The sequence below is a fragment of the Streptococcus sanguinis genome, assembly GCF_050222175.1.
Taxonomy (GTDB): Bacteria; Bacillota; Bacilli; order Lactobacillales; family Streptococcaceae; genus Streptococcus; species Streptococcus sanguinis_M.
In genome coordinates this window covers 315359-338688 of the sequence record NZ_CP071420.1, presented here as the reverse complement: position 1 = coordinate 338688, position 23330 = coordinate 315359, and the positions used below count along the sequence as shown (strand labels likewise).

Annotated in this window: 29 protein-coding genes and 3 pseudogenes; 6 read left to right on the top strand and 26 right to left on the bottom strand. The window is 39.8% G+C overall.

Features of this window, described 5'->3' with window-relative positions; genetic code table 11:
• Positions 1 to 5: 5 nt before the first annotated feature.
• From J1C91_RS01775 to J1C91_RS01760, 4 genes are all read right to left on the bottom strand, one after another.
• Entirely contained in the window at positions 6 to 1739 is a 1734-nt protein-coding gene (locus J1C91_RS01775; RefSeq protein WP_260468996.1) for a hypothetical protein, read from the bottom strand.
• On the bottom strand, positions 1723 to 2175 hold the full coding sequence (locus tag J1C91_RS01770; protein ID WP_002908720.1) for a hypothetical protein: 453 nt from the start codon (positions 2173 to 2175) through the stop codon (positions 1723 to 1725). The genes J1C91_RS01775 and J1C91_RS01770 overlap by 17 nt, the downstream gene beginning before the upstream one ends.
• 267 nt (positions 2176 to 2442) lie before the next feature.
• Complete coding sequence (locus J1C91_RS01765) at positions 2443 to 2886, bottom strand: hypothetical protein (RefSeq protein ID WP_002908719.1); 444 nt, start codon at positions 2884 to 2886, stop codon at positions 2443 to 2445.
• 85 nt (positions 2887 to 2971) lie between these two features.
• On the bottom strand, positions 2972 to 3379 hold the full coding sequence (locus J1C91_RS01760; RefSeq protein WP_427151639.1) for a hypothetical protein: 408 nt from the start codon (positions 3377 to 3379) through the stop codon (positions 2972 to 2974).
• A gap of 462 nt (positions 3380 to 3841) precedes the next feature.
• Here J1C91_RS01760 and J1C91_RS01755 point away from each other — a divergent pair, with 462 nt between their 5' ends.
• Positions 3842 to 4087: a hypothetical protein gene (locus J1C91_RS01755; RefSeq protein ID WP_125439208.1), complete on the top strand. Its 246-nt coding sequence runs from the start codon at positions 3842 to 3844 to the stop codon at positions 4085 to 4087.
• Positions 4068 to 5204, top strand: a complete 1137-nt coding sequence (locus J1C91_RS01750; protein WP_125439206.1) for a YcjF family protein — start codon at positions 4068 to 4070, stop codon at positions 5202 to 5204. The genes J1C91_RS01755 and J1C91_RS01750 overlap by 20 nt, the downstream gene beginning before the upstream one ends.
• Positions 5205 to 5683: 479 nt before the next feature.
• Here the strand turns inward: J1C91_RS01750 and J1C91_RS01745 are convergent, their stop codons facing one another.
• The 11 genes and pseudogenes from J1C91_RS01745 to J1C91_RS01695 all read right to left on the bottom strand — a co-directional run.
• A complete protein-coding gene (locus tag J1C91_RS01745; RefSeq protein WP_125439204.1) occupies positions 5684 to 6733 on the bottom strand; it encodes a DUF389 domain-containing protein in 1050 nt (349 codons plus the stop codon).
• Positions 6730 to 7053, bottom strand: coding sequence for a potassium channel family protein (locus tag J1C91_RS01740; protein ID WP_000825751.1), 324 nt, complete (start codon positions 7051 to 7053; stop codon positions 6730 to 6732). The genes J1C91_RS01745 and J1C91_RS01740 overlap by 4 nt, the downstream gene beginning before the upstream one ends.
• Positions 7050 to 7409, bottom strand: a complete 360-nt coding sequence (locus tag J1C91_RS01735; protein ID WP_000397555.1) for a hypothetical protein — start codon at positions 7407 to 7409, stop codon at positions 7050 to 7052. Before J1C91_RS01735 ends, J1C91_RS01740 begins: the two co-directional genes overlap by 4 nt.
• Complete coding sequence (locus J1C91_RS01730; RefSeq protein ID WP_006151097.1) at positions 7334 to 7636, bottom strand: TMEM175 family protein; 303 nt, start codon at positions 7634 to 7636, stop codon at positions 7334 to 7336. The genes J1C91_RS01735 and J1C91_RS01730 overlap by 76 nt, the downstream gene beginning before the upstream one ends.
• A gap of 864 nt (positions 7637 to 8500) precedes the next feature.
• Positions 8501 to 8839: a Cd(II)/Zn(II)-sensing metalloregulatory transcriptional regulator CadX gene (gene cadX / locus J1C91_RS01725; protein WP_000711078.1), complete on the bottom strand. Its 339-nt coding sequence runs from the start codon at positions 8837 to 8839 to the stop codon at positions 8501 to 8503.
• 11 nt (positions 8840 to 8850) lie between these two features.
• Entirely contained in the window at positions 8851 to 9465 is a 615-nt protein-coding gene (locus J1C91_RS01720; protein ID WP_070587531.1) for a CadD family cadmium resistance transporter, read from the bottom strand.
• Positions 9466 to 9764: 299 nt separating this feature from the next.
• The gene (locus J1C91_RS01715) at positions 9765 to 11828 is read right to left on the bottom strand and encodes a heavy metal translocating P-type ATPase (protein ID WP_002893754.1); all 2064 of its coding nucleotides are present in this window, start codon (positions 11826 to 11828) and stop codon (positions 9765 to 9767) included.
• Position 11829: 1 nt separating this feature from the next.
• A complete protein-coding gene (locus J1C91_RS01710; RefSeq protein ID WP_002893755.1) occupies positions 11830 to 12108 on the bottom strand; it encodes a DUF6110 family protein in 279 nt (92 codons plus the stop codon).
• Between the two features lie 180 nt (positions 12109 to 12288).
• Positions 12289 to 12879, bottom strand: a pseudogene (locus J1C91_RS01705) (IS256 family transposase); the annotation flags it as partial.
• Positions 12880 to 13027: 148 nt separating this feature from the next.
• Positions 13028 to 13361 (bottom strand): annotated as a pseudogene (locus tag J1C91_RS01700) (diacylglycerol/lipid kinase family protein); the annotation flags it as partial.
• A 3-nt stretch (positions 13362 to 13364) separates the two neighbouring features.
• Positions 13365 to 13508: pseudogene (locus J1C91_RS01695) on the bottom strand (IS982 family transposase); the annotation flags it as partial.
• On the opposite strand from J1C91_RS01695, the gene J1C91_RS01690 reads away from it, so the two are divergent.
• The 3 genes from J1C91_RS01690 to J1C91_RS01680 all read left to right on the top strand — a co-directional run bounded on the left by J1C91_RS01690 (position 13502) and on the right by J1C91_RS01680 (position 14933).
• Entirely contained in the window at positions 13502 to 13792 is a 291-nt protein-coding gene (locus tag J1C91_RS01690; RefSeq protein WP_037614148.1) for a hypothetical protein, read from the top strand. The pseudogene J1C91_RS01695 and the gene J1C91_RS01690 sit on opposite strands and share 7 nt — an antisense overlap.
• Positions 13793 to 13858: 66 nt before the next feature.
• Positions 13859 to 14467 carry a DUF1269 domain-containing protein gene (locus J1C91_RS01685; protein ID WP_125439202.1) on the top strand — a complete coding sequence of 203 codons (609 nt, stop codon included), beginning with the start codon at positions 13859 to 13861 and terminating at the stop codon, positions 14465 to 14467.
• Positions 14468 to 14711: 244 nt separating this feature from the next.
• Entirely contained in the window at positions 14712 to 14933 is a 222-nt protein-coding gene (locus J1C91_RS01680) for a tyrosine-type recombinase/integrase (RefSeq protein ID WP_002893762.1), read from the top strand.
• A gap of 109 nt (positions 14934 to 15042) precedes the next feature.
• Here the strand turns inward: J1C91_RS01680 and rpsI are convergent, their stop codons facing one another.
• The 5 genes from rpsI to rlmB form a co-directional block, all read right to left on the bottom strand.
• On the bottom strand, positions 15043 to 15435 hold the full coding sequence (gene rpsI / locus J1C91_RS01675; protein ID WP_002911681.1) for a 30S ribosomal protein S9: 393 nt from the start codon (positions 15433 to 15435) through the stop codon (positions 15043 to 15045).
• Between the two features lie 19 nt (positions 15436 to 15454).
• A complete protein-coding gene (gene rplM / locus J1C91_RS01670; protein ID WP_002893769.1) occupies positions 15455 to 15901 on the bottom strand; it encodes a 50S ribosomal protein L13 in 447 nt (148 codons plus the stop codon).
• Positions 15902 to 16081: 180 nt separating this feature from the next.
• Positions 16082 to 16945 carry a DegV family protein gene (locus J1C91_RS01665; RefSeq protein WP_002911680.1) on the bottom strand — a complete coding sequence of 288 codons (864 nt, stop codon included), beginning with the start codon at positions 16943 to 16945 and terminating at the stop codon, positions 16082 to 16084.
• Positions 16935 to 17456, bottom strand: coding sequence for an NYN domain-containing protein (locus tag J1C91_RS01660; protein WP_002902298.1), 522 nt, complete (start codon positions 17454 to 17456; stop codon positions 16935 to 16937). Before J1C91_RS01660 ends, J1C91_RS01665 begins: the two co-directional genes overlap by 11 nt.
• Entirely contained in the window at positions 17453 to 18181 is a 729-nt protein-coding gene (gene rlmB, locus J1C91_RS01655; protein WP_002911678.1) for a 23S rRNA (guanosine(2251)-2'-O)-methyltransferase RlmB, read from the bottom strand. The genes J1C91_RS01660 and rlmB overlap by 4 nt, the downstream gene beginning before the upstream one ends.
• Before the next feature lie 152 nt (positions 18182 to 18333).
• Between rlmB and J1C91_RS01650 the strand changes: the two genes are divergently transcribed.
• A complete protein-coding gene (locus tag J1C91_RS01650; protein WP_002911677.1) occupies positions 18334 to 19290 on the top strand; it encodes an aromatic acid exporter family protein in 957 nt (318 codons plus the stop codon).
• 157 nt (positions 19291 to 19447) lie between these two features.
• Here the strand turns inward: J1C91_RS01650 and J1C91_RS01645 are convergent, their stop codons facing one another.
• From J1C91_RS01645 to J1C91_RS01620, 6 genes are all read right to left on the bottom strand, one after another.
• Complete coding sequence (locus J1C91_RS01645) at positions 19448 to 19918, bottom strand: DUF6287 domain-containing protein (protein ID WP_002911675.1); 471 nt, start codon at positions 19916 to 19918, stop codon at positions 19448 to 19450.
• Positions 19919 to 20046: 128 nt separating this feature from the next.
• Entirely contained in the window at positions 20047 to 20439 is a 393-nt protein-coding gene (locus J1C91_RS01640; protein ID WP_002911674.1) for a Mini-ribonuclease 3, read from the bottom strand.
• Positions 20432 to 21775: a cysteine--tRNA ligase gene (gene cysS, locus J1C91_RS01635; protein ID WP_125439200.1), complete on the bottom strand. Its 1344-nt coding sequence runs from the start codon at positions 21773 to 21775 to the stop codon at positions 20432 to 20434. Before cysS ends, J1C91_RS01640 begins: the two co-directional genes overlap by 8 nt.
• A 17-nt stretch (positions 21776 to 21792) precedes the next feature.
• A complete protein-coding gene (locus J1C91_RS01630; RefSeq protein WP_000301974.1) occupies positions 21793 to 22314 on the bottom strand; it encodes a dihydrofolate reductase family protein in 522 nt (173 codons plus the stop codon).
• Between the two features lie 8 nt (positions 22315 to 22322).
• Positions 22323 to 23087 (bottom strand): nucleoside phosphorylase, encoded by a 765-nt coding sequence (locus tag J1C91_RS01625; protein WP_002911672.1) that lies wholly within the window; start codon positions 23085 to 23087, stop codon positions 22323 to 22325.
• A 13-nt stretch (positions 23088 to 23100) separates the two neighbouring features.
• Entirely contained in the window at positions 23101 to 23319 is a 219-nt protein-coding gene (locus J1C91_RS01620; protein ID WP_002911671.1) for a YdeI/OmpD-associated family protein, read from the bottom strand.
• Between the last annotated feature and the right edge of the window lie 11 nt (positions 23320 to 23330).

The following is a 23330-nucleotide window of genomic DNA, read 5'->3' as shown; positions in this document are numbered from 1 at the left end:
TACAATCAAGAGAAGGCTGCAAAAATATCTGCAGCACCTTGAGCATCTACTTGCTCAAGATTTTGTGCACACTGAATCATACTTTGAGAGAAATTAGTTATCTTAGTTTCAAATTCTTTTAAATGAGTGATATTTAATTCGTTAATCCCTGAATCCCACAAGTTTTCAAAGGACAGTTCTGACATTAGCCCCTCTATCTCCGAAGCAGACAACAAACTTCCTAGAGCCTCAATAGCACTTCTCTTAGAGTCGATAAATTCCTTAAGATTTGATTCGGCATCAGCTAAGGCAGTTTTCACTTCAGATATCTTTTGTTCAATATCTGAACCAGCCAATTCTACAGCAGTATACAATAGCTGACTCCTCAGCAAAATACGATCTTCGTAACTACCTGCACGCTTGATTCTCTCGTGTAAATTATTCGGATTCTTAAGATCGAGATTCTCTCGATCCCATTCCAAAGACTCCTTCTTTGCATCCTTGATGATTTTTGCATATTCCTTTTCATAATTTTCATATGTGTCTATGAGCTTATCTCTGTTATTAAAAATATTCCGTACTTCTTCCCAGCTCAACCCCAATTTATCTTTTATCTCAATTATACTTTTTTTAATCCCTAATAGACTTCCCTCTTTCATACTATCTAGTAGTTGTCCCGCTAATCTATTAAACTCCTCTGGACTCATGGTTACTAATTTTTCAATCACTTTTTCTGGAACATATCTTTTTATATTTTCAATGCTCTTTTTGTTTAAGTCCGCAAGTTTATGACCTGCTTTCCACAACTCAGGGTGATAGTCTTCAGAAACCTCCAAGAGATTTCCCTTACTATCTATCTGATAAGCGCCCAAGTCATGGGAGGAGTGTTTATCCATCATACTTGTATATTCGATCGGAACTACCACTCTGACATCACCAAATTGCTGATCCCAAGGTTTATCACGATTGAGCATACTAACAGGATCAAAAGGGTTAACATAATAAGTTGTTTTAGCATCTAATTGTGGGATTTTATCGCCATAACCTGCTTTTTCTAGACTCTTAGTAGGATCCGGACCATCAAAAAGAACAATATGGCCAACCTTACTCAACTCTTCCTCATTAAGTCCTGCAACTCCCTGTATCGAAGTCATCGTCCCCAACGAATGAGCCGTTATATCCATCTTGGCATCTGGTGCTGCATATTGGTTTAGTTCAGCTATTTTTGCCTTCATGCCTTCAGTAGCATGCTTGGCTTGAGGAATAATCGCGTCTGTCAAAGCAAAGGCCGCATCATTGTATACCCAATCTTGAAAGTTGAAATCGCTAGGGTTGTATGTCCGCAAGTATTCAACCCAGTTCTTTTGTGCCTCATCTATATCAATTCCGAAACCATCACTCCCACGAACGGCAAAATAGGTCTGTTTGGTATTTTGGTTAATCGTATCTGTATCAGTGACATAGTAGGCATTGTAGCCTGTCTTTTTGTCTTCAAGCAGTCCTTCATTGTCAGGTTGAAGATAAACCTTCCCTTGGTTGGGGAGGTCAGTGCCACCACCTTGGGTAACTTGGCCTTTTTTATCTTTGGCATCTTTAGAGAAGTCAAATACTAAAGACTTACCAGAATTAAGTATTTTTTGTTCTTCAGGAAGTAATTGTTCAAAACTAAATCCATTCGGTCTATCTCTATAGGCTGATTCCGCTAACGAAGCGTATATATTATCAAAACTTTTTGAATTCCAATTAGGCAAAAAGATCACCTCTTATTCTTAATTGATTACTAAGGAACATCTCATCCATATTTAATGTTCCATCATCATTTATTGGAATTAATATTCCCCAACTTGAACTGTCAGCATTATTGAAGCCTCCATAAATTTGCAACATTTCCCCCCCACCTTGAGGAGTACCATTACTCGCTTCACTCCATCTAACCCCATCCCAATCAATCTGAACTGATTCGACTTTTGGACTCTGGGCCTTCACAAAATCAATTATTTCTTGCTCATGATCTTTGAGATAAGCGAGCTGTTTTTGCTTGATAATTTCCTCGTCATCTTTGATAGCCTTTTTTGAAGAAGTAACTTCCTTATCTTGTTTATTACTTTCTTTTTGAGTCATGGCGCATCCTCCTATACTTACTAGTGCCACTATTGATGCAACTGTTGTAATTATGATTTTCGTTCGTTTCCCCATAGCGCCTCCTTGTATTATTTTATTAATATTATACCGCTAATTTTTTCGTCTAGCAACACCAAGAAAGTTTAAACTTTTCTTTTTAATCTTTTGGCTGTCGCCTTATTGAATGGCCAACAGTTCTGTATTCATGACATTAATTTACCTGAATCAAGTACTATCCGGCTTTCCAAATCTAATTATTCATATGGAAAATGATTAGGTCTATCCCTATAGGTTGATACCGCTAATGAAGCATATATATCATTAAAATCTTTCAAATTCTAATTAGGTAATTGGTTCACCTCCGATACTTATGTAATCACCCATAATCATTTCTTCAAGATTTACACTTTCATCATCATTAATTGGGATGTCCACTCCCCAACCCGATTCTTCAATATTATTTATACGCCCAAAAACATTAATATAATACTCGGGATTTGTAAGACCGCCATCACTCCATTGCGTCTCTTCCCAATCAATCTGAACTGATTCAATTTTTGGACTTTGGGCTTTCACAAAATCGATTATTTCCTGCTCATGTTCTTTGAGATAGGCGAGTTGTTTTTGTTTGATAGCTTCCTTGTCATCTGCAATATCCTTTTTTGAAGAAGCAACTTTCTTATCTTGCTTATTACTTTCTTTTTGAGTCATGGCACATCCTCCCAGACTTACGAGCGCCACTATTGATGTAATTGTTGCAATTATGATTTTCGTTCGTTTCTTCATAGCTCCTCCTTAGTATGCTTTATTAATTATCAGAATCTAAATTCTAATTAATCAATCATCCTACCTCCTATCGTAGGTTCGTGAATCATATACATCCCCCCCCCATATCAATTGACTTATCATCATTAATTGGGATATCCACTCCCCAACCCGATTCTTCAATATTATTGATTCGCCCAAAAATATTAATATAATACTCGGGATTTGTAAGCCCACCATCACTCCATTGAGTTTCTCCCCAATCAATCTGAACTGATTCGACTTTTGGACTTTGAGCTTTTACCAAATCTATAATTTCTTGCTCATGTTCTTTGAGGTAAGCGAGCTGTTTTTGCTTGATGGCTTCTTTATCATCTTTAATATCCTTTTTTGAAGAAGCAACTTTCTGATTTCGCTTATTACTTTCTTTTTGAGTCATAGCACATCCTCCTAGGCTTACGAGCGCCACTATTGATGCAATTGTTGCAATTATAATTTTCGTTCGTTTCTTCATAACGTCTCCTTAAATTTTTTGATACCACACTAATTTTCTAAAACAGCTGGTAACATCCATACTAATTTTTCAGTCACTCAAAACTCAATATTACACATCTAGTGTACTATATAAATTTTTAAAAATCTATAAATTACTAAATCTTAGCATGCTATTTACTTAGACTTATTTTACAAATCATAGCCACACGTCTATGGACCACACACGCAAGGCAGGTGGTTTATTTTTCTTGTACCTTGGAGAGTGAGACAAGCTGAAAACCACATAACTACTTTTCTATCTTCAATATCTTTGCCACCTCTTCATTACAACTAATAGATCTCTGCTAACATTACTTCAATTTCTATCGAAGAATTTGTTCTAAAATCTTTAAAACAAAGAGATAACCAAAATCATTAAATTGACTCTTTTAATTTCTTATATGATATAATTATTTAAAATATCATATTAGTGAGAAATATTATGTCAAAGACAAAAGGTAACAAAAAAAGAAGTTCTTCTAAAGTAAAATATATCTTAAGAAATGGAGTTTTAATTTTAGCTTCTACAGTGATTCTGCCTAAAGTTTTGAAAAAAACAACAAATTATTTATATAAAAAGCAAGTAAAAATAACTAATCATCGAAAAGTCAATTTTGATTGCAAGGACAAATTAGTTAAAAAATCTGAATATAAAAAGGTAGAAGATCATGCAAATCAATACAGATAATATTGCGCAGCAATGTCTCAACGCGATTAATGATAAAATTAATAATTTAAAAAGATTAAACATCATCGTCATTGGCAAATCAGGTGTTGGCAAAAGCACACTAATTAACAGTTTGTTTAGAGGGAATTTTGCTGATACTGGACTAGGCCGACCAGTAACTCAGGAAATTCGCAAAATTGAAAAAACCGGATATCCTTTGGCTATTTACGATACACCTGGCTTTGAATTGTCATATACCCAACAGGAGGGTGTCAAAGATGAAGTCATTAAACTAATTAACAACGGTTACTCTTCTAATGATATCAATGAGGCCATTCACTGCATTTGGTATTGTATTAACGTCGGTTCAAACCGTACTTTCGATAGTTCGGAAGTGGAATGGCTCAGAGAGTTTTCTGAGAAGAATAAACAGTCTAAGGTCCCAATCATCGTTGTCCTTACTCAATCTGTACCTAAGAAGAAAGCACTAGAAATGAAAGCTCATGTTGAGCAGGAAAACTTAGACGTCTGTAAAGTTGTGCCAATTTTAGCTCAAGATATGGATTTTGATGAGGAATATGTCGCTAAAGCTTTTGGATTAGATACTTTGATTGATGTAATGTCTGAGGTATTGCCAAATGAGCTACAAGATACTCTCCAAAATATCCAAAAAGTATCTCTGGAATCTAAAAAAAAACATGCTAGGGCAGTCATTGCGACTGCAGTAGCAGCAAGTTTTGGTGAAGGTTTCGCTCCAGTTCCATTCGCAGATGCATTCATGCTTGTTCCAACCCAGATAAGCATGATTACTGGCATCACTGTAATATTTGGCCTTGATATAAATAAAACTTTTCTAACCGCCTTTGTATCCTCAACCTTAGGGTCTGGGGGAGCAACATTCCTCGGAAAAACAATTGTCTCTAATATACTCAAATTTATTCCCGGAGTAGGAACAGCAGTTGGCGGAACGATTTCTGGAACCACTGCTGGATTAATTACAACTGCTTTAGGCGAGGCTTACCTATTTTTAATGGAACAAATATTTAAAGGAGAAATAAGCAAAGAAGCACTAGGTACTCCTGCCGGACAAAAACAAATGACAAAACTTTTTAGAGAACAATTATCTAAAAAAAGATAATACACCAAGATTTTGAATCTTGGTGTATTTTTAGGTTAAATTGTTTTTTACATCAAAAAAGACATCCAAGAGAAATTCTTGAATGTCTGTAAATGTTGATAGTATCGTATTGATTAACGTTTTGAGAATTGTGACGCTTTACGAGCTTTCTTAAGACCTGGTTTGGAAAGTATGAATTTCAGTTGGACTAAAAACAGCGTAATATCAAGACTTTTCTCCGCTTTTATAAAAGCTTTTTTCCAATCAAATTCAACTAATTTTATCCGAATGGTGTGGATTTTACCCCCAAAATTACAGAGAATGGAGCTGATAAACACTAAACGTTCACACCATTAGTTAAATGATTTTTTGTTCATCATTTTTCTTAGATGATAGAACTTCTAATTTATTTCTTATTCAAGCAAAAACAACCTGCTATAAGTAAGAAAGAGGAAGATACAAGAAAAACACGGCGTAAAAACCGATTCAGTTCATTGTCCTCAATCCTTGTCTGCTTCATTTTCTTTTACGAGATCGTTTTGTGAATCTTTTTCAGAGAGTTTTTGATCAATATACTTGTCAATGTTTTCATAAAATTCCTTGGTCGCTTCACTATCTAATGTTGGCGAGTTCTGAACTTGATTCACTTTCAATTGAACAGATTGAATACCGTAAGAGGCTTGTTTTTGGTGGAGTGTTTCTAATTCTTCTTCTGAAATCGGATCTCCAACAACCGTCAAGACCAATTCATTGTTACTTGACTTGTAGACTTGATTAATAACCGTATAATTGGCGAACTCTTTTCCTACAAACTGTTTGATCCCTTCTTTGCGCGCTTGTTCTATTGTCAGAGTAACTGCCGAATAGCTAGCTGGAAGAATCAACAATACAATCAAAGATATCAAGCCAATTCTCATTTTAATGCTCAGCTCTTTAAATGAAGTTAAAGGAGATTTTCTCATCAAAATTCTTGTTCCAACAATGTTGGCTAGCATGATAAAGACACAGTTGATCAAGAAAAGATAGAGAGCCCCCAATAAAAATCGTACATTCCCATTAGCTAAACCATAGCCAGCAGTACAGATAGGCGGCATCAGAGCTGTAGCAATGGCTACTCCTGGCACGATATTGTTTGCTTCTTTTTTCCTTGAACCGATCACACCAGCAATCCCACCAGCAATAGCAATGAGGACATCCCAAATGGTTGGAGAGGTTCGTGCAATCAACTCGCTACTTGCATAAGACAAGGGAGAAATCCAGAAATACAGAGTCGAGACAAGCAAACTGACCAACACTTGAGTCAATAAAACCTCTAGAGATTGCTTGATTAAACGCGTATCAAAAATAGCTAAACCGAATTCCAGTCCAACAATCGGTGTCATGAGAGGTGAAATCAACATGGCTCCTATAATGACAGCTGTTGAATTCATATTTAGTCCGATAGAGGCAATAAAAATTGCACACATCAAAATCGCTGTATCTCTCAATCGAACATGAAGGTCATCGTATAATTTCTCACGGTATTCCCGTGTTGAATAATTGGCAGTCATTTGTCCTCTCCTCTTTCCTTATTTAAATTGGTATAATAATTAAAAATAACAGCTGATAAACAGCCAAAAAATATGAGCCCATAAATCGTCAAGAAGACACTGGTAATCCTTCCAATCAAGGTCACAGCTAGGAGATCCCCGTAGCCGACAGTCGTCGAAGTCACAAAAGCATACCAAAGACCGTCTCCGTAATTTGTGATAGCAGGTTCAACTAGGAAAAGCACGCCTCCTGACCCAAAAACAAAGGTCACAAAACTCAGAGCAAACCGAGTAAAACCCGTAACCTGCATAATATGCCATAACATTTTTAAACGTTTCATTTGTTCTCCTTATTCATACTAGCTCCTGACCGAGCCGTTTTTTTCCAATAATCAAAGTGAAGATAGGACATGATCTCCATCAGAGAAAGATAGACAAACTGATAGATCTGATTTAAGCTGATTATCAACTGATATTGTTTGAAAAATGACTGGAAGAAAGACCAGATATGACTGTCTTGAATCAGTCCCTTCTTAATATCAGACAGGATATTAGCTAAAGCTCCCAAGGACTGAAACGGTAAATCCTTGACATTTATATAGATCCGGTCCACCACATCATTCAGACTGGTATCTTGGATGGCATGAAATTCTCCAAAGAGAACTCCTGCCGCTCCAAGAGTAGAAACAAATTCCACCAAATAATTTCTGAGGAAATTTTCTCAACCTTTTCCCATAATGTGTTTAGTGCCATCCATAACGATCCCAACCAGAAAAAGGAAAGAAAACAAGCAAAGAAATTTTGCCGTAAATCCCAAAAAGCTTCAAGACTTGGTGTTGTTGGTTTTTCTAACTCTAAAACCAAGATGGTCATAATAATTGCTAGAACAGCATCTGTCAATACAATTAATCTGTCTTTCTTCATCGGATTGCATCCCCTTTCTTTTTTGTAACATTCTATCTTATCGCATAATATTGGATATTCTTTCATAATCCGACTACAAACAAAAATAAACCAAAAAGTATGTCCCTATTATACTATATTTAACTCTAGAAGTATTCATCCATCTAATTAATAAATATATCATATTTCACAATAAGTGAATACTATCAAAGATTCATCCCCTTTCACTTCATCATGTAGTGTTGCTTAGATTTATCAAAAACAACCAAATTTGTATTAATTTCAAGTATCACCTAGTTACAAAAATTTGGGGTGAACAGAAAAAGCATCCCGTATTTTTGATACGAAATGCTTTCAATAAGTTTAAATAAGTTTTAACGTTTACTAAATTGTGATGCTTTACGAGCTTTTTTCAAGCCTGGTTTGGAAAGTATGGGTTTCAGTTGGACTAAAAACAGCGTATTATCAAGGCTTTTCAGAACGATATCTACTGATTAATTTCATAAAATATGAATCAATAGATTATAAATAGGGGAATAGTTTAGGTCTGTAAGCATTAAAATAATACACCTAACTTTGATCACCATTTTTTTAGTTATTCACTCTTTTTTCAGATAGTGTTTTTAAAGTTATGATATAAAATGCCGCAATTAAAACACTATACATCATAATCGGAGGATAGACAATTAAGGATAGAATCAATCCCACTCCTTTAATTATTAGGTCAGGTATCAATAACTTTCTATATTGTGCGGTAGCTTCAAGTAATTCTTTCTGATCTATATTGGGTTTATCAATTACTTTATGTAAAAACCAGTTTGCTACCGTTGAAACAACAACGATTATAATCTCCCTATAATCATGGAAAAGTAGTAAAAATAGTTGTTATCCTAGTTGATTAAAAAAATCTCTGATTTCCTCATCCTTTATAAAATAATATATAATTTTCCCCTCTCTTCTAGTGTCCAAGATGTTTTGATTGGCTAGTTTACGAAGATGGTGGGAGGCAGATGCCATACTGAGATTTAATAAACAGGCTATATCGCAGACACAGAGTTCTTCGACGGCAAGGAGATAAAAGATGATATTTATCTGTTTATTATCGGTAAATTTTGATAAAATGCGAAGTGATTTTTGGACTTTTTCCTTTTCAAGGTAGTTCGTTGCGGTTGTAACATTTTGTTGATTTATAACATCCACTTGACAGATACTATCTTTTTTCATAATTTTTTCTCCTAGCCTAACACAGCCCATAGCATGTCAAAGCTGTTGTTTTCAATCAGGATATACATCCCCAATCCTAAATAGACAACGGCAATAAACCATCTACTATATTTTTCCAAAGTTTCTCCAACAGAAGGGACTTGTGCTAATTTTTGGGCAGAAAAAACCAAGAGATAAATCATGACTAGAAAAGTAAGTAAAGTCACTATCAAATTCGCTAAATTTAAGGTGGTAAAATATGGGACAAAGACACCAATATTATCAGCGCCACAACTTGCAAAAGTAATCATAGCGACTAGAAAAATCAGGTTTTTATTGTCTTTTCGCAAACCATCTTTTGCAATAGCTTCTCCATCAGAATCTCCTAAAAGCAAAACTTTGAGGCCTAGGAAAATTGGAATCAAACCGAGTAAGCCTAAAATCTCTTTACTAGGAATATAATTTAAGACAAATGCAAAAAGCAAACTTAGCAATATTAGACTAACAGAGCCTAGAAATTGTCCTAAATAGATGTTAATGATGTCCTTTCTGCTTTTTCTTTTGGCAAAAAATAACATTAGGATAATAAGTAAGTCTACGGCTGTCCCAGAATACAGGATTATTGAAGTAACAATATTTTGAATCATAAAACACCTCATTCAAATATATTTTTGAATGTATTCTAACATTAACCTTTGTAGATGTCAACTTAAAATCCACCAATTAATAATTGCATGTCAATATTTGTATTGTGAAACTAGTTTCAGAAATATATAGTCTTAAAGTATGTCCACTGCCAATGGTTTTTTCAATATTTAAAAGGAGAGAACCAATTTGGTCCTCTCCAGGGTATAATTTTCCATCAACCCACTACAGTTGACAAAGAGCCGTTATTCTCAAATGAGACAACTCCTTTTAGTTTTTATAACCTCAGCTTCTCGGTCTCTTACCTACTTTTAATAGAAAGACTACGAAGGACGATTCTTAAAGTAGTCAGATTGTGCAATATCGAAAGATTAGATGGGCTTAACCAATTTAACAACCCAAATCCAATTAAACTTCCATTTATTACAACTGTTTCTTGAATATTTCTTTGAATTAATTTCTGCAACGATTCAGATAAAGAATTCAATTCCTCGAAGAAATCTAAACGATTATCTAATAATAAAATATCACTCATCTGCTTAGAAATATCAGCACTTTCATTCATCACAACCCCAATATCTGCAAGCGTCAAGGCAGCAGAGTCGTTTAACCCGTCTCCAACCATCAAAATAGTTCGGCCAGCTTTCTGTAATTCCTGAACCAACTGAAACTTACCATCTGGTTTTAAATCAGTATAAACGTTGTCAAATGGCAGATCTTTAACCAACTCTTCTGTTCTAGCCAACGTATCACCAGTTGCCAGAATCAGTTTTTTCCCTTGGCGCTTTAGCTTTTTCAATGCAACTTTCGCCTCGCTTCTCAAGGGAGTGTGGATACAAAACATCCCAATTAATTCTTTCTTATAAGCCAAAAACAATAAATTGTAATGAGTCTTATATTGCTCAATCAAGGCCAGCTGCTCAGAACTAATTCTTACCTGTTCGTCTTGCATTAGTACATAATTTCCAATGACAACCGATTGACCATCAATTTGCGATTTAATCCCTTTGCTTGCAACATACTGAAGCTTGCCATGCATTTCTTCGTGTTCAATGCCTTCAATTTCAGCTTGTTTAACAATTGCATTGGCAATAGGATGATAGATATGTTCCTCCAAACATGCACTTATTCTTAAAATATCTTTCTCAGTATAATCTCCGAAAGGAAGAACCTTTTCAACCAAAGGATAACTCGTCGTGATGGTACCCGTTTTATCAAACAAGAAAGTATCCACTTCCAGATATTTTTCTAATACATCACCATCTTTAATAACCATTTCTCGATTTAGACCTTCCTTTATGGCCGTAAGGTAGGCTACAGGTGTGGATATTTTTAGAGCACATGAAAAATCCACCAATAAAAAGGAAATGGCTTTTGAAAACGAACCTGTTAACAGATAAGTCAAACCAGCACCTAAGAAGTTATATTTTACAACCTTGTCTGCCATCCTAATAAAATGACGTTGTTTTGTCTTCTTACTCTCTTCAGATTTTTTCATCAGATTGATGAGTTGCAAAATACGACTGTTTATCTGATTATCAGTCACACGAATTCTTAACTCTCCTGTTTCCAAAACAGTATTCGCACATACAGAATCTCCCTCTTTCTTTTCAACAGGGAAGCTCTCTCCAGTCAAGGAACTCTCATTGACCATGCCTAATCCTGAAACCACTTGGCCGTCAAACAAGATTTCATTCCCTTGGGAGACAACTAATACATCACCTACTTGAACATCAGAACTCTTGATGCTGATGACCATGTCTCCCCGCACTAAGAAAACATCACTTTCTTTAGCAAGAAGGCTTTGTTCCAAATCTGTTGCTGTTTTTTTTAAAGACCACTGATCCAGATGATTACCCAAATCAAGCATAAACATGATGTTGCTAGCTGTCTTGGATTGGTTCATAAACAAGGACAACAAAATGGCCGAACAGTCCAAGACCTCCATGGTTAGTTCCTTGCGCGCTAAAGTTTGATAGGCTTCTTTGACATAACCCAAAGCCTGATAACAAGTCCAAATATAACGAATAGGGTAGGGTACAAAACTTCGAAACAGCAAACGCTTAATCGCTGCACCCGATACAATTGAATAAGCACTCTCTTCTCTACGAATGGGAAGAGTCATCAAGTCCGAAACTTTCCCCTTGTCAATTTTTTTTAAAAAGGCCTCTGCATTTTCTAATACAGAGAAGCCTTCTTTCATACGTAGAGTAAAGTGCTGCTGATCCATATAAAACTGAATAGAGTCGATCCCTTTTTCATCTTTAGCCAAGGAACGAAGATAATCTTGAATATCCAAGGTCAGTGAAAACGAGGACGATAATCGGATATGTTGATATCCTCTGTGTAGCACTTTAAAAGACATATTATTCACCTGTCAGGCTATCTAATTGTTCTTCTTTCTTTTCCTGTTCGTATAAATATTTAGCGTCTTGTAAAACATCATCACCGTGTTGTTTTACAACAGAAACAGATGCATCCAGTCCATCTTTCAATTTGTAAGCTTTAGCCAAGGCCTTAGAATAGCCTTTCTTAGCTTCTTTACTTGCTAAGACTTTCAAGCCAAGCGTCCCAAATGCTACCCCTCCTAAGAAGAGAGATGATTTTTTCGCAACTTTTGCGACGTTTAATACTTCTTTTAACATGTTTATTTCCTCCTTGTAACTATTGTAGCGAAAAATGACAGCAAAAGCAATTGCTGATATCTGATATATAGATAAAATTCTCTATACTGATATTTAATTATATTATGATGAAAACAATATACTTTATTTTTTGATACTGTCAATAATTATGTGTAAACACTTAAGTAGAGTTACGGAGTGTTAATTAAATAAGCTTTCAAGTGTATCAGAACATTGACCAAACCCTTTATGGATTCGTTGACTTTGCTTGAAATTATAATCTTCAAACAACGTAACTAAGTAACGTTCCAGAGCCTCCTCATTAGGAAAAAGAACCTTCTTTTTCGTTTGATGTTTGATTTCTTTGTTAAGAGACTCAATGAGGTTTGTCGAATACATGCTGTGCCAAATCTGGTAGGGAAACTGATAAAAAGTTAAAAGATTATCCGTCTTCTCCAGACTTTCCATGACTTTCCTATACTTTGGTTTCCATTCGGCGAGAAAGTCCTCTAAAGCTTGTCCTGCCATTTCTAAATTTTCAGCACGATAAATCATTATAAATTGCCCCAGAATAACCGCTCTATCTGCTCGTTTCACTTTACTAGCTAGATTTCGACTAATATGAATTAAGCAACATTGTTGTTTAGCTAATGGGTGAGCCTGACTGATAATCTGCTCAAGCCCCTTAAAGCCATCTGTAACTACAAGAGAAATCTGTTGGATTCCTTGGTTTTGAAGCTTGTCTAACAGGGTGGACCAAGAAGCATTGTTTTCTTGAGGCAACTGTGCATAGCATATCTCTATGCGACTAAAGTCGCTAGAGCTATCCTAATTGCGCACCGCCAGTTCTCATAGAAAAAAACACCTTGCAAGATGCAAAGTGTTTTCGTTTGTATTCTGCTGTCCAGCAACGAATTAACGTTTAGAGAACTGGCTAGCTTTACGAGCCTTTTTCAAGCCTGTTTTCTAGTATTTTTATATCTATTGGCAGATTATCCGACTTATCCCCATCAACATCTGACTCTAACTCAACCTCTGAAGAAATCCTAATATTGCGTACTTTGATATATTCGATATTATTGTTACCTACTAGATCCCCTTTTTAATAAATCTGGGATAGCCGATAATTTAGAAATGATGGATGAATCCTTTAAAATCAAGATATTTCCATATTCATCTGTATTTTCATCAAATAGTTTTTTGTCTGCATAGTAATTGGATAGAAGAACTAAGACCTGAGTAGCTTCACCTTCATAATTGCCATTTTTGCTTTCAAAAGGTAATAATTGCTTGTTCATAGCTTGGCGAATCAGTTGCACCAGCCAAATTAATTGTCTTGACCGACGAATAAAGCGACTTCTTTCAAGGATTCGACCATAAGGAAACAGTTGGCAGATTCTATAAAAGTGTCGATGTGATTCGGCACGCTCATCAGACTCGCTACACAGAGCTGGTACATAATATCTGCTATAATTTTCTGGAAGATTTGGTCAAGCGGTCTTTTAGCCGTGTGACAGGCATACAGGAAAAACACTATTTATTTACTTTTTGCACGGGAGGCTTTAAGATGTTGCTGGACGCCTTTCTTGATAATCACTCAGAGTCGCCAGAGTGTCTGGGCTGGGATATGGCAAAGATATACCGCTGCCTGAAACTGTTCTTTGACGCTGATAAACGCGACATATCAATTAAAATGTCGCACTAAAATGATTGAAAAGTGATTGAAACTGTATTATAATGAACGTATATATTTAGAAAAGAGGTACTAACTATGGAAAACATAGTAGTTTCAGTCTTTAACACTGAAAGCGAAGCTTATCAGTCCTTTGCGGATTTGAAGGCTTTCCGCCAAACTCAGACGACCAAGGTTGCTCAAATCGCCTTGGTCAAAAATGAAAACGGTCACATCGTTGAAAAAGAACGCTATGACTTTGAAGATTCAACGACGGATGCAACCCTAGAAGGTGGCTTGCTCGGTGCAGTTATCGGGCTTTTGGGTGGTCCTATCGGCGTCTTGTTTGGTTATGGTATTGGCAGCCTCTATGGTTTGGCTGCTGGTGATACCGTTGATACGGCAGAAGCTGGCTTGATTGACGTTGTGTCTCAAAAATTGATCGACGGCGAAACAGCCGTTGTCGCCTTGGTGCAAGAAAACAACGAAGCAGTCATCGATGCTTACTTCACCAAGTACGACACCCAAATCGTGCGTTGGGATGTAGCAACCGTCGTAGCCGAAATCGAAGCAGCTCTGCAAGTCCAAGAAGACCTCTACAACCAGGCACGTGCACAAATGAAGGCTGAACGTAAAGCCGAACGCAAGGCTAAACTTGAAGAATTCAAGGCAAATGTCAAAGCAAAATTTGACAAATTGAAAGCCTAACGTCTAAGCGTCTCATAAATTTAAATGTGACTGAGACACCATTTAAAATTTATGTGCGTCGGATTCTCACAGTTAAATAATTGCGTTGACAAAGCCGTTACAGCCGTTCTTCCATTCTTTGAAAAGAATGTTTAATAGACAAGAAATCTGGACTAGTATTGGTCTGGATTTTTTTGTGAATATAGAGGTCATAGCTTTTTGACTATGCTTCGTTATAATTAGAAAAATTTTAAGTTTTATCAAGATGAAATCAGTCAGACGAAGACATCCCGAATTAGCACCAGCATCACCACACAAACTAAGACATACTGGTGCTACTCTTGCTAAACAAGCAGGTGTTTCTCTTGAAGCCTTCTCAGAAGCTCTTACTCATAGTGATAAAGAGATTACAAAAACTTACGTTAATATCAAAGATAAAGTCAATCAGACTGTAGGTGATATTGCTTTTCGTAGTTTAAAAAATTGATGGGGTGAATATGGGGTGAATTTTGGGGTGAACTTTGATTTTTTGAAACAAAAAAGACATCCAAGAAATAATTCTTGAATGTCTGTAAACGTTGATATAATCGTATTGATTAACGTTTTGAGAATTGTGATGCTTTACGAGCTTTCTTAAGACCTGGTTTCTTACGTTCTACCATGCGGGCATCACGAGTAAGAAGGCCTGCGCGTTTCAATGAATCGCGGAAGTCAGGGTCTACTTGAAGAAGGGCACGAGCGATACCGTGACGGATAGCGCCTGATTGACCAGCGTAGCCACCACCATCAACGTTTACGAAAACGTCGTATTGACCAACAGTTGAAGTAACTACGAATGGTTGGTTGATAACCAAGCGAAGGTCAGCGTGTGGGATGTACTCTTCAACATCTTTTTTGTTTACAGTGATTTTACCAGTTCCTGGAACAAGGCGAACGCGTGCAACAGCGTTTTTACGACGTCCAGTACCTGCATATTGTGCTTGTGACATAGCTTATTTGTTCCTTTCCTTAGATAAGTCCTGAAATATCAAGAACTTCTGGTTGTTGTGCAGCGTGAGTGTGCTCAGCGCCTACAAATACTTTCAGCTTCATACCTTGAGCGCGGCCAAGAGTATTGTGCGGAAGCATACCTTTAACTGATTTTTCGATCAAACGAACAGCGTTCTTAGAGCGAAGCTCACCTGCTGAGATTTGTTTCAATCCACCTGGGTACATAGAGTGAGTGTAGTAGATCTTATCAGTCGCTTTTTTACCAGTCAATTTTACTTTTTCAGCGTTGATAACGATTACGAAGTCACCTGTATCAGTGTGTGGTGTAAAGGTTGGTTTGTTTTTTCCGCGAAGTACGCTTGCTACAACAGCAGAAAGGCGTCCAAGAGGGACATCAGTAGCGTCCACTACATACCATTTGCGTTCAACTTCACCTGGCTTAGCCATGTATGTTGTTTTGTTCATGATTTCTCCTATGAATATCGTTTTTGTTTACAGGGCGGATGTTCCGGTCCGCGAGTTATTTGAAAGGTTCCGGGGCCTTACAAATGGGGTAAACAATACCGCCTACTATCATATCAAAAATAGTAGGCAAAAGCAATAGATTTGAAGCAATTATTTATGAAATAGCGATTTCATGTTTTCTTAGTCTTGAATGTCTTGGGCAATACTAAAGAGTCCCAAAGTTCCAGGACCAGTATGGGTAGAAATGACAGGTCCCAGAGGCATGAGGAGAACTTCCTCTACTTGGTCGCTTTCCAGCAGCTGGGCTTTTAGACTCTCAGCAACTTCTTTGGCACCTGCATAGGCAATAACCACCCGCGGGTCAGCAACTCCCTCCAGAGTCATGCGGACAACTTCAGCCTGTGCCTTCTTCTTGCCGCGAACCTTAGCGACCGAGTCCAGAGTCCCATCTCCCTTGACAGCGATAATCGGCTTGATATTGACCAAGCTCCCCATAAGCGCAGCAGTTTTGGAAATCCGACCACCCCGCATGAGATGATTGAGGTCATCAACCAGAAAATATGTCTTGACCTTAGGCACCAAGCTCTCAATCAAGTCTGCTGTCTGCTCCAAGGTCTGGCCTGCCGCTCTAGCTTCTGCCGCTTTCATGACTAAAAGTCCTTCCCCCATAGAAGCCGCCTTGGTATCAATGATGCGAATCAGTGCACCTGGAAAATCTTCCAAGACTATCTCCCGTGCCATGACAGCACTCTGATAAGTACCTGACAGGGCTGAAGCAAAGGCTACATAGAGAACTGGTGTCTCTTCCTTGGCATAGCTACGAAAAACATCTTCAAACTGGCCGACATTGATCTGACTGGTAGTCGGCTTACTGCCGGACTCCATCTTATCCAGAAGTTCTTGGCTGGTCAGCTTGCCTGCGCCAACTGTCTCATAAGTTTGGCCATCTAGCTGAATGGTCAGGCCTAGGACCTGAACATCATTTTCCTGGGTCCAGTTTTCTGGCAGGTCTGCTGTTGAATCGGTTAAAATTTTAAAGGTCATCTTTTTTCTCCATCATTTTTTGTAAATCACGCAAAGATTGGCTGTCCATCGGTCGCAAGGGCGGTCTTTGCAGGTTGATTTGTCCGCTCAGTTTATTGAGGTCTGATTTGGTAACAGCCACTCGCTTCTCTAGCTCTCTAGCGGAAACTCTCAAAGCTCCTTGGGCGAAGACAGTCCACTGCTCATTGAGATCGCTAGTCGCAACTGACACCTGATTTTTGGGTGTATTGAGCTCAGCTGCCAAGCGCTCGATATAGTCATCCGCCGTTTCCTCCTCTTCAGTGAAAACGACCGTCACATTAAACTCCTCGTAGGTCTGCCGAACTCCCGGCATATACTGGGCATCAAAGACGCAGATAACTTCCAGTCCTTCAAAACTGGCATAATTACTGAGCTTCTGAAGCAGAATCGTTCGTGCGGCATCTAGTTCTCCGCGGTTAAAGTAAGGACGAGTCTCCCGCCAAAAGGCCGTCATATTGTAACCGTCCACCAGTAAGATTTTTCTTTTCATAGGCGATTGCGAAATACTTCATACATGAGAATAGCCGCTGCGACACTGGCATTGAGGCTCTGAACATGCCCATTCATGGGAATGGAAATCATCTCGTCCACTTGCTTTTTAATATTGCTTGAGATCCCCTTAGCTTCGTTGCCGATGATGAGGGCCAGCTTGCCTGCTGTATTCCACTTATGAGAAGGCGTCCCCTGCATATCTGTACCGAAAATCCAGAAACCAGCTTCCTTGAGCTTGTCCAGAGTCTGGCTGAGATTAGTCACACGGGCAATAGGAATATGCTCAATGGCACCCGTTGAAGTCTTGGCCACGACTGGTGTCACACCGACTGCCCGGTGCTTGGGAATGATGACTCCCGCTACATTGGTCGCGTCAGCCGTCCGTAAGATAGAGCCCAGATTATGCGGGTCAGTCAGCCCATCCAAAATCAGCAAGAGCGGATTGTCTTCCTGCTCTGCTTTTTTCAACAGCACCTCGAAGTCAGTATAGGCGAACTCCGCCACCCGCAGGACAAAGCCCTGGTGAACAGCTCCATCAGTCATCTCCTGCAAGGTTTTCTTAGGCGTCCATGAGATAGAAACCTTCTTTTCTGCTGCTAAATCTTTGATTTTGTCGACCTTTTTACCACGCAGGTCGTCTTGAATGTAGAGTTTATTTCCAGTGTTAGCTGCGAGAGCCTCTGTCACCGCATGCACACCGTAGACAATATCGTTTTTTTCCATAGGACTAGTATAACACAAAGGCGAAAAAATGGCGGCAGGATTTACTCGGGCGAGACAGAATTCTGCTCTGATAAAAAGCAATCAGCAGCCCCTAAGATTCCCCGTCTGTCATGCTATAATAGAAAGAAGTCTAAAAAAGGAAACTCTTACTCATGTCTCTCCTCCAACGCACCATCAAGCTGGTACTAGCTACCTGTCTAGCTGCTTGGCTGGCTGACTTTTTAGGTCTGGCCTACTCAACTTCAGCTGGAATTATTGCTATCCTCAGCGTGACCGATACCCGCCGCAGCACTGCAAAGCTAGCTGGCAATCGCTTTTTATCTACCCTGCTGGCTCTGGCTATCGGAAGCCTGGCTTTTCACTTTCTAGGTTTTCATCTCGGAGCATTGGCCATCTATATCGTAGTCTATGTGCCTCTGGCCTTTCGCCTTGGCTGGGAAATCGGCATTACACCTAGTACCGTCCTCGTCACCCATCTGCTCTTAGAAAAATCCACCTCCTGGTCACTCCTTGGAAATGAACTAGCTCTATTTCTCATTGGAACTGGCTTTGCTCTCCTTGCCAATCTCTATATGCCCTCGCGCCAGCAAGAGATCGATAGCTACCATGGGCAAGTGGAGGAACAGCTGAAAAAGATTTTGCTGCGCTTTGAATATTTCTTAAAAGCTGGAGACGGCCGAAATGATGCAGCGCTGATCAAGGAGCTGGATAAGGTTCTGCAGCAGGCCTTGCAGCTGGTCTATCTGGATCACTCCAACCACCTCTTTCACCAGACCAACTACCATATCCACTATTTTGAAATGCGACAGGCCCAAAACCGCATCCTGCAAGACATGGCTAGCAATATCAACAACTGCCATCTAGCAGCCAGTGAAAGCTTGATTTTAGCCCGCCTCTTCTCTCAGACCGCTAAGCAACTGAGCCAAGAAAATCCCGCCCGAGACCTCTTGGACGAGATTGACAACTATTTGACCGTATTTCGCGAGCGGCCGCTCCCTAAGACCCGCCAGGAATTTGAAACCCGCGCCATGCTCCTGCAGCTCCTGCGAGACTTGGAAACCTTTATTAGAATTAAGGTAGAATTTTACGAAAATTATAAAGAAGACTAGCTGCCATGGAAAGCAGCTAGTCTTTTCAGTCTATTTTATAATAAAAGGAATTCGGATCTGTATTGGTTCCCAGTCCTTGACCAGCCCAAATCCGATCTCGATCATGATCTGATGCATCTTTATATGTTTCTCCTGCATTAGTGATAGTGTAGTCTTTTCATTTAGGTATAAAAGCTATTACATAACCACCTGCACCTTGCTTAGGGAGGACTCCAATACTAACAAAACCATACATATCTCTTGCACCATATTCGCTCAAATGTTGAGTTTCGCTCACCAAACCATTGGCATCAAACACCAATGTATTTCCAGTACCACTTTTCCAAGTTCCTACAATGCTAGAGTAGTCTCCATTTTTTATCTCTTCTTCATTCATGGAAGATTCAGAACTTTCTGCTGCTGGCTCACTTGTGTCTTCTGAACTGGACAGCTCTATGCTACTAGAAGAAGTTTCCTGAAGGCTGGCTTGCTCTGAATTCTGGCTACTGCTAGACGCCTTGGACGAAGTTGTGCTAGCACTATTGGTCTTTCCAGAAGAAGTCTCGATTTGTTTGTTATTTCTGTTGCTATACGCCCATAGCAGAAGTAAAACCAAGGCTATTACCGATATAACCAAATATTTTTTCACGATATTCTCCTTAACTAGTTTCTATTATTATAGCAAATACAGACACTAAAGAAAAGAGCTGCCGCAGCAACTCTGTTTTAGATATCTTCAATTTATCTAGCTTGTAAACGGAGCTAGAAAATCTTTCTTTATTTGCTTTCCTCCACCCGTTTGATACACCAGTCAATCAGTTCTTCCAGTCGCTCAATGGATTCGGTCATATGCAGGTAGCCCATGACAGCTTCAAAGCCGGTAGACATCCGATAGGTGACGATATCTGTATTCTTAGCCTTGGTGTGGCTGTTGGCATTGCGGCCGCGCTTGTAGATATCCTCTTCCTTATCCGTCAGAATCCCCTCTTCCAGCATGAGAGAGATGAGATTGGCCTGAGCCTTGGCAGAAACGTACTTGGTCGCTTCCCTGTGCAGCTGATTGGGCTTAGTGAGCCCCTGAAAAATCAGGTGACGCCGGATATACATGGAGTAGACAGCATCACCCTCAAAGGCGAGGGCAATGCCGTTAATCAGGTTGACATCAGTCACGGGTCCACCTCACTCCGTCCTTGGTATCTAAAAGCTTGATGCCCTGAGCGGCCAACTCATCCCGAATACGGTCTGCAGTCGCAAAGTCTCGATTACCCCGCGCCACTTGGCGTTCCTCAATCAAGCGCTCAATGTCCGCGTCCAAGACTTCTTCCACAAAGACGATACCAAAAACTTCTAAGAGCTCGGCAAAGGCTGCCTTAATATCAGCGGTGTAGTTGCCAGAGTTGATCCACTTGGCTAACTCGAAGACAACCGTGATACCATTGGCCGCATTGAAATCTTCGTCCATTGCAGCGGTGAACTTGTCTAGAAAGACCTGAAGCTGAGCAGAGTCTGCTTGACCAGTGAAAGGCTGCTCATAGGTATTCTTCAAATACTTAAGATTGGTCGCTGCATCATGAACTGCTTTTTCCGTGAAATTAATCGGCTTGCGATAATGCTGGGTAGCAAAGAAGAAACGCAGCACCTGACCATCAATGGTCTTGAGGGCATCATGAACGGTGATAAAATTACCTAGAGACTTGGACATTTTGACGTCGTCAATGTTGACAAAGCCATTGTGCATCCAGTAATTGGCAAAAGTCTGACCAGTCTTGGCCTCTGACTGGGCGATTTCATTGGTATGGTGAGGAAACTCTAGGTCTGCCCCACCACCGTGGATATCAATAGTATCACCCAAAATCTCCGTCGACATAACCGAACACTCGATGTGCCAGCCTGGGCGACCTGCTCCCCAAGGACTGTCCCAGGAAATCTCGCCCGGCTTAGCTGCCTTCCAGAGAGCAAAGTCAACTGGATTTTCCTTGCGAGCGGTCTCCTCATCTGTCCGACCAGAAGCACCTAACTCCAAGTCTGTCAAGGTTTTGTTGGCTAGTTTGGCATAATTGTGAGACTTTTCGACGCGGAAGTAGACATCGCCCTCTGACTCATAGGCATAGCCCTTGTCCACCAAAGTCCGCACAAAGTCAATGATTGCCTCCATAAAGTCAATCACGCGCGGATGCTGAGTAGCCGGCTTAACACCCAAAGCTGATACATCCTCACGAAAAGCCGCGATATACTTGTCCGCCACTTCTTTTGGTGTGATGCCTTCTTCCTTGGCGCGATGGATAATCTTATCATCTACATCTGTAAAATTGGAAATATAATTGACCTCAAATCCCCGATACTCAAAATAGCGACGAACTGTGTCAAAAGCTACTGTTGAGCGAGCATTGCCGACATGGATATAGTTATAAACCGTCGGACCGCAGACATACATGCGAACCTTGCCCTCTTCAATGGGCACAAATTCACGTAGGCTGCGGGTCATGGTGTCGTAAATTTTAATCATGCGGTCCACTCCCTTCTCTATTTCTGACTTTTTCGGCTGAAAACCAGCTCTGCAAAAGGGCCAAATTGTCTGAGGCTATCCAGTTGGTAAAAGCGCTGCCCTTCCTCTTGGGTAAAGAGGGGAACCCCCTTTCCTAGGATAAGGGGTGCTATCTGAATAATGAGGTGGTCGAAAAGATCCGCATCCAAGAGCGGTCCTACCAAGGAATTACCACCAATCACAAAGACATTTTTGCCTTTGTCAATCTGGTGAACAAAGTCCACCACATCCCCAGCTACTGGCTGGTAATTGCTGACAGGCAGGTGCCTATCATGCGTAAAGACATAGTTTTCCGTAGCTTGATAAAAACTTTCTACATCTTGCAAATCTTGGATTTCCTCAAAGGTCCGCTTGCCCATGATGGTGATATCCATTTGCCTGTAAAAGTCATCATAGCCTGTATCCTCTACAGAACCAAGCTGATGCAGCCAGTCTATCCTGTGCTGGCTGTCTGCCAAGTAGCCATCCATGGTGATACAGCCGTAAAAATATACTGCCATTCTTGTAGTTACCTTTCTAGTTCCTTTGCTATTGTCAAAGCGATAGTGAAAAAAGTCATGGCATCAGCTGTCCGCTCTTCATGGCGGGCATCCCAGGTTCGGTTATGGTGATCCACATAGTCAGCTGTGTAGAAGAATTGATAGACTTTACTCTTGCGAAATTGACTCCAAGCCATGATAGCCGAAGCTTCCATGTCCACCACTTTGGCTCCAGCAGCCAAGCGACGCTTGACCTTATCAGGCGTTTCTCGATAAAAGGCATCAGTCGTCCAAGACTTGGTGCGGATATGCTCGATATTGTGCTTGTCAAAGATGGCTTCCAGCTCGATCAGCAGAGACTCGTCATAGGCTACTTCGTCACCCGGTGGGGCATAGTGATAGCTAGTTCCTTCATCTCGCAATGCAGCCGCAGGCAGGATGATTTTATCCGCCTCAATTGAGTGATCCAAAACGCCACAGGAACCTAAAATGATGAAATTCGTGAAGCCTCTGGCCGCTAACTCCTCCAGCTGGCCGACTATCATGGGAGCCCCAATTGGAGCCAACATAACTGCTAGCTTGCTAGTTCCTTGGTCATAAATATACCATGGATGCTGTCCGTTTATGCTTTTCAAATAGCCTCCTGTATAGACTTCTTCTGACTCAATCAAACGTTTCAGAATTTCCCCGTTAAAGGATAGGATGATGGTTTCACACACTTCACCCTTATCAATAATCTGCCTATCTGTTGGCTCAATAACTCCAGCTACATCTTCAAATTCCTCTAATAGCATAACTTCTCTTTCTTTAAGGCTCCAGCAAATTCACCTTCATCTTTTCTATGCGGCGCAGCTTGGTCTCATCTTTTTTGGCTTCACTGATATAGCGAGCCCATTCGCGCTGGTGGCTAGGTGGCAGTTTTGTAAAACGCTCCTTGGCGGGACCTTCTAAGCCTTCTTTCAGCTCAAGGACTACCTGGTTCAAAATAGCATCTGATAAATCTGACATGTCGGTTCCTCCTGTCATATTTCACTTCG

Coding starts and splice junctions, on each gene's coding strand:
- J1C91_RS01730 (WP_006151097.1), bottom strand. CDS start 7,636: ATGAAGAAAGACAGATTAATTGTATTGACAGATGCTGTTCTAGCAATT.
- J1C91_RS01680 (WP_002893762.1), top strand. CDS start 14,712: ATGAAATCAGTCAGACGAAGACATCCCGAATTAGCACCAGCATCACCA.
- J1C91_RS01630 (WP_000301974.1), bottom strand. CDS start 22,314: ATGGCAGTATATTTTTACGGCTGTATCACCATGGATGGCTACTTGGCA.
- J1C91_RS01755 (WP_125439208.1), top strand. CDS start 3,842: ATGTCAAAGACAAAAGGTAACAAAAAAAGAAGTTCTTCTAAAGTAAAA.
- J1C91_RS01650 (WP_002911677.1), top strand. CDS start 18,334: ATGTCTCTCCTCCAACGCACCATCAAGCTGGTACTAGCTACCTGTCTA.
- J1C91_RS01750 (WP_125439206.1), top strand. CDS start 4,068: ATGCAAATCAATACAGATAATATTGCGCAGCAATGTCTCAACGCGATT.
- J1C91_RS01660 (WP_002902298.1), bottom strand. CDS start 17,456: ATGAAAAGAAAAATCTTACTGGTGGACGGTTACAATATGACGGCCTTT.
- cysS (WP_125439200.1), bottom strand. CDS start 21,775: ATGATTAAAATTTACGACACCATGACCCGCAGCCTACGTGAATTTGTG.
- J1C91_RS01740 (WP_000825751.1), bottom strand. CDS start 7,053: ATGAAACGTTTAAAAATGTTATGGCATATTATGCAGGTTACGGGTTTT.
- J1C91_RS01765 (WP_002908719.1), bottom strand. CDS start 2,886: ATGAAGAAACGAACGAAAATCATAATTGCAACAATTACATCAATAGTG.
- J1C91_RS01710 (WP_002893755.1), bottom strand. CDS start 12,108: ATGTTAAAAGAAGTATTAAACGTCGCAAAAGTTGCGAAAAAATCATCT.
- rlmB (WP_002911678.1), bottom strand. CDS start 18,181: ATGGAAAAAAACGATATTGTCTACGGTGTGCATGCGGTGACAGAGGCT.
- J1C91_RS01745 (WP_125439204.1), bottom strand. CDS start 6,733: ATGACTGCCAATTATTCAACACGGGAATACCGTGAGAAATTATACGAT.
- J1C91_RS01770 (WP_002908720.1), bottom strand. CDS start 2,175: ATGGGGAAACGAACGAAAATCATAATTACAACAGTTGCATCAATAGTG.
- rplM (WP_002893769.1), bottom strand. CDS start 15,901: ATGAACAAAACAACATACATGGCTAAGCCAGGTGAAGTTGAACGCAAA.
- J1C91_RS01685 (WP_125439202.1), top strand. CDS start 13,859: ATGGAAAACATAGTAGTTTCAGTCTTTAACACTGAAAGCGAAGCTTAT.
- cadX (WP_000711078.1), bottom strand. CDS start 8,839: ATGAAAAAAGATAGTATCTGTCAAGTGGATGTTATAAATCAACAAAAT.
- J1C91_RS01665 (WP_002911680.1), bottom strand. CDS start 16,945: ATGACCTTTAAAATTTTAACCGATTCAACAGCAGACCTGCCAGAAAAC.
- J1C91_RS01715 (WP_002893754.1), bottom strand. CDS start 11,828: ATGTCTTTTAAAGTGCTACACAGAGGATATCAACATATCCGATTATCG.
- rpsI (WP_002911681.1), bottom strand. CDS start 15,435: ATGTCACAAGCACAATATGCAGGTACTGGACGTCGTAAAAACGCTGTT.
- J1C91_RS01620 (WP_002911671.1), bottom strand. CDS start 23,319: ATGACAGGAGGAACCGACATGTCAGATTTATCAGATGCTATTTTGAAC.
- J1C91_RS01720 (WP_070587531.1), bottom strand. CDS start 9,465: ATGATTCAAAATATTGTTACTTCAATAATCCTGTATTCTGGGACAGCC.
- J1C91_RS01625 (WP_002911672.1), bottom strand. CDS start 23,087: ATGCTATTAGAGGAATTTGAAGATGTAGCTGGAGTTATTGAGCCAACA.
- J1C91_RS01760 (WP_427151639.1), bottom strand. CDS start 3,379: ATGAAGAAACGAACGAAAATTATAATTGCAACAATTGCATCAATAGTG.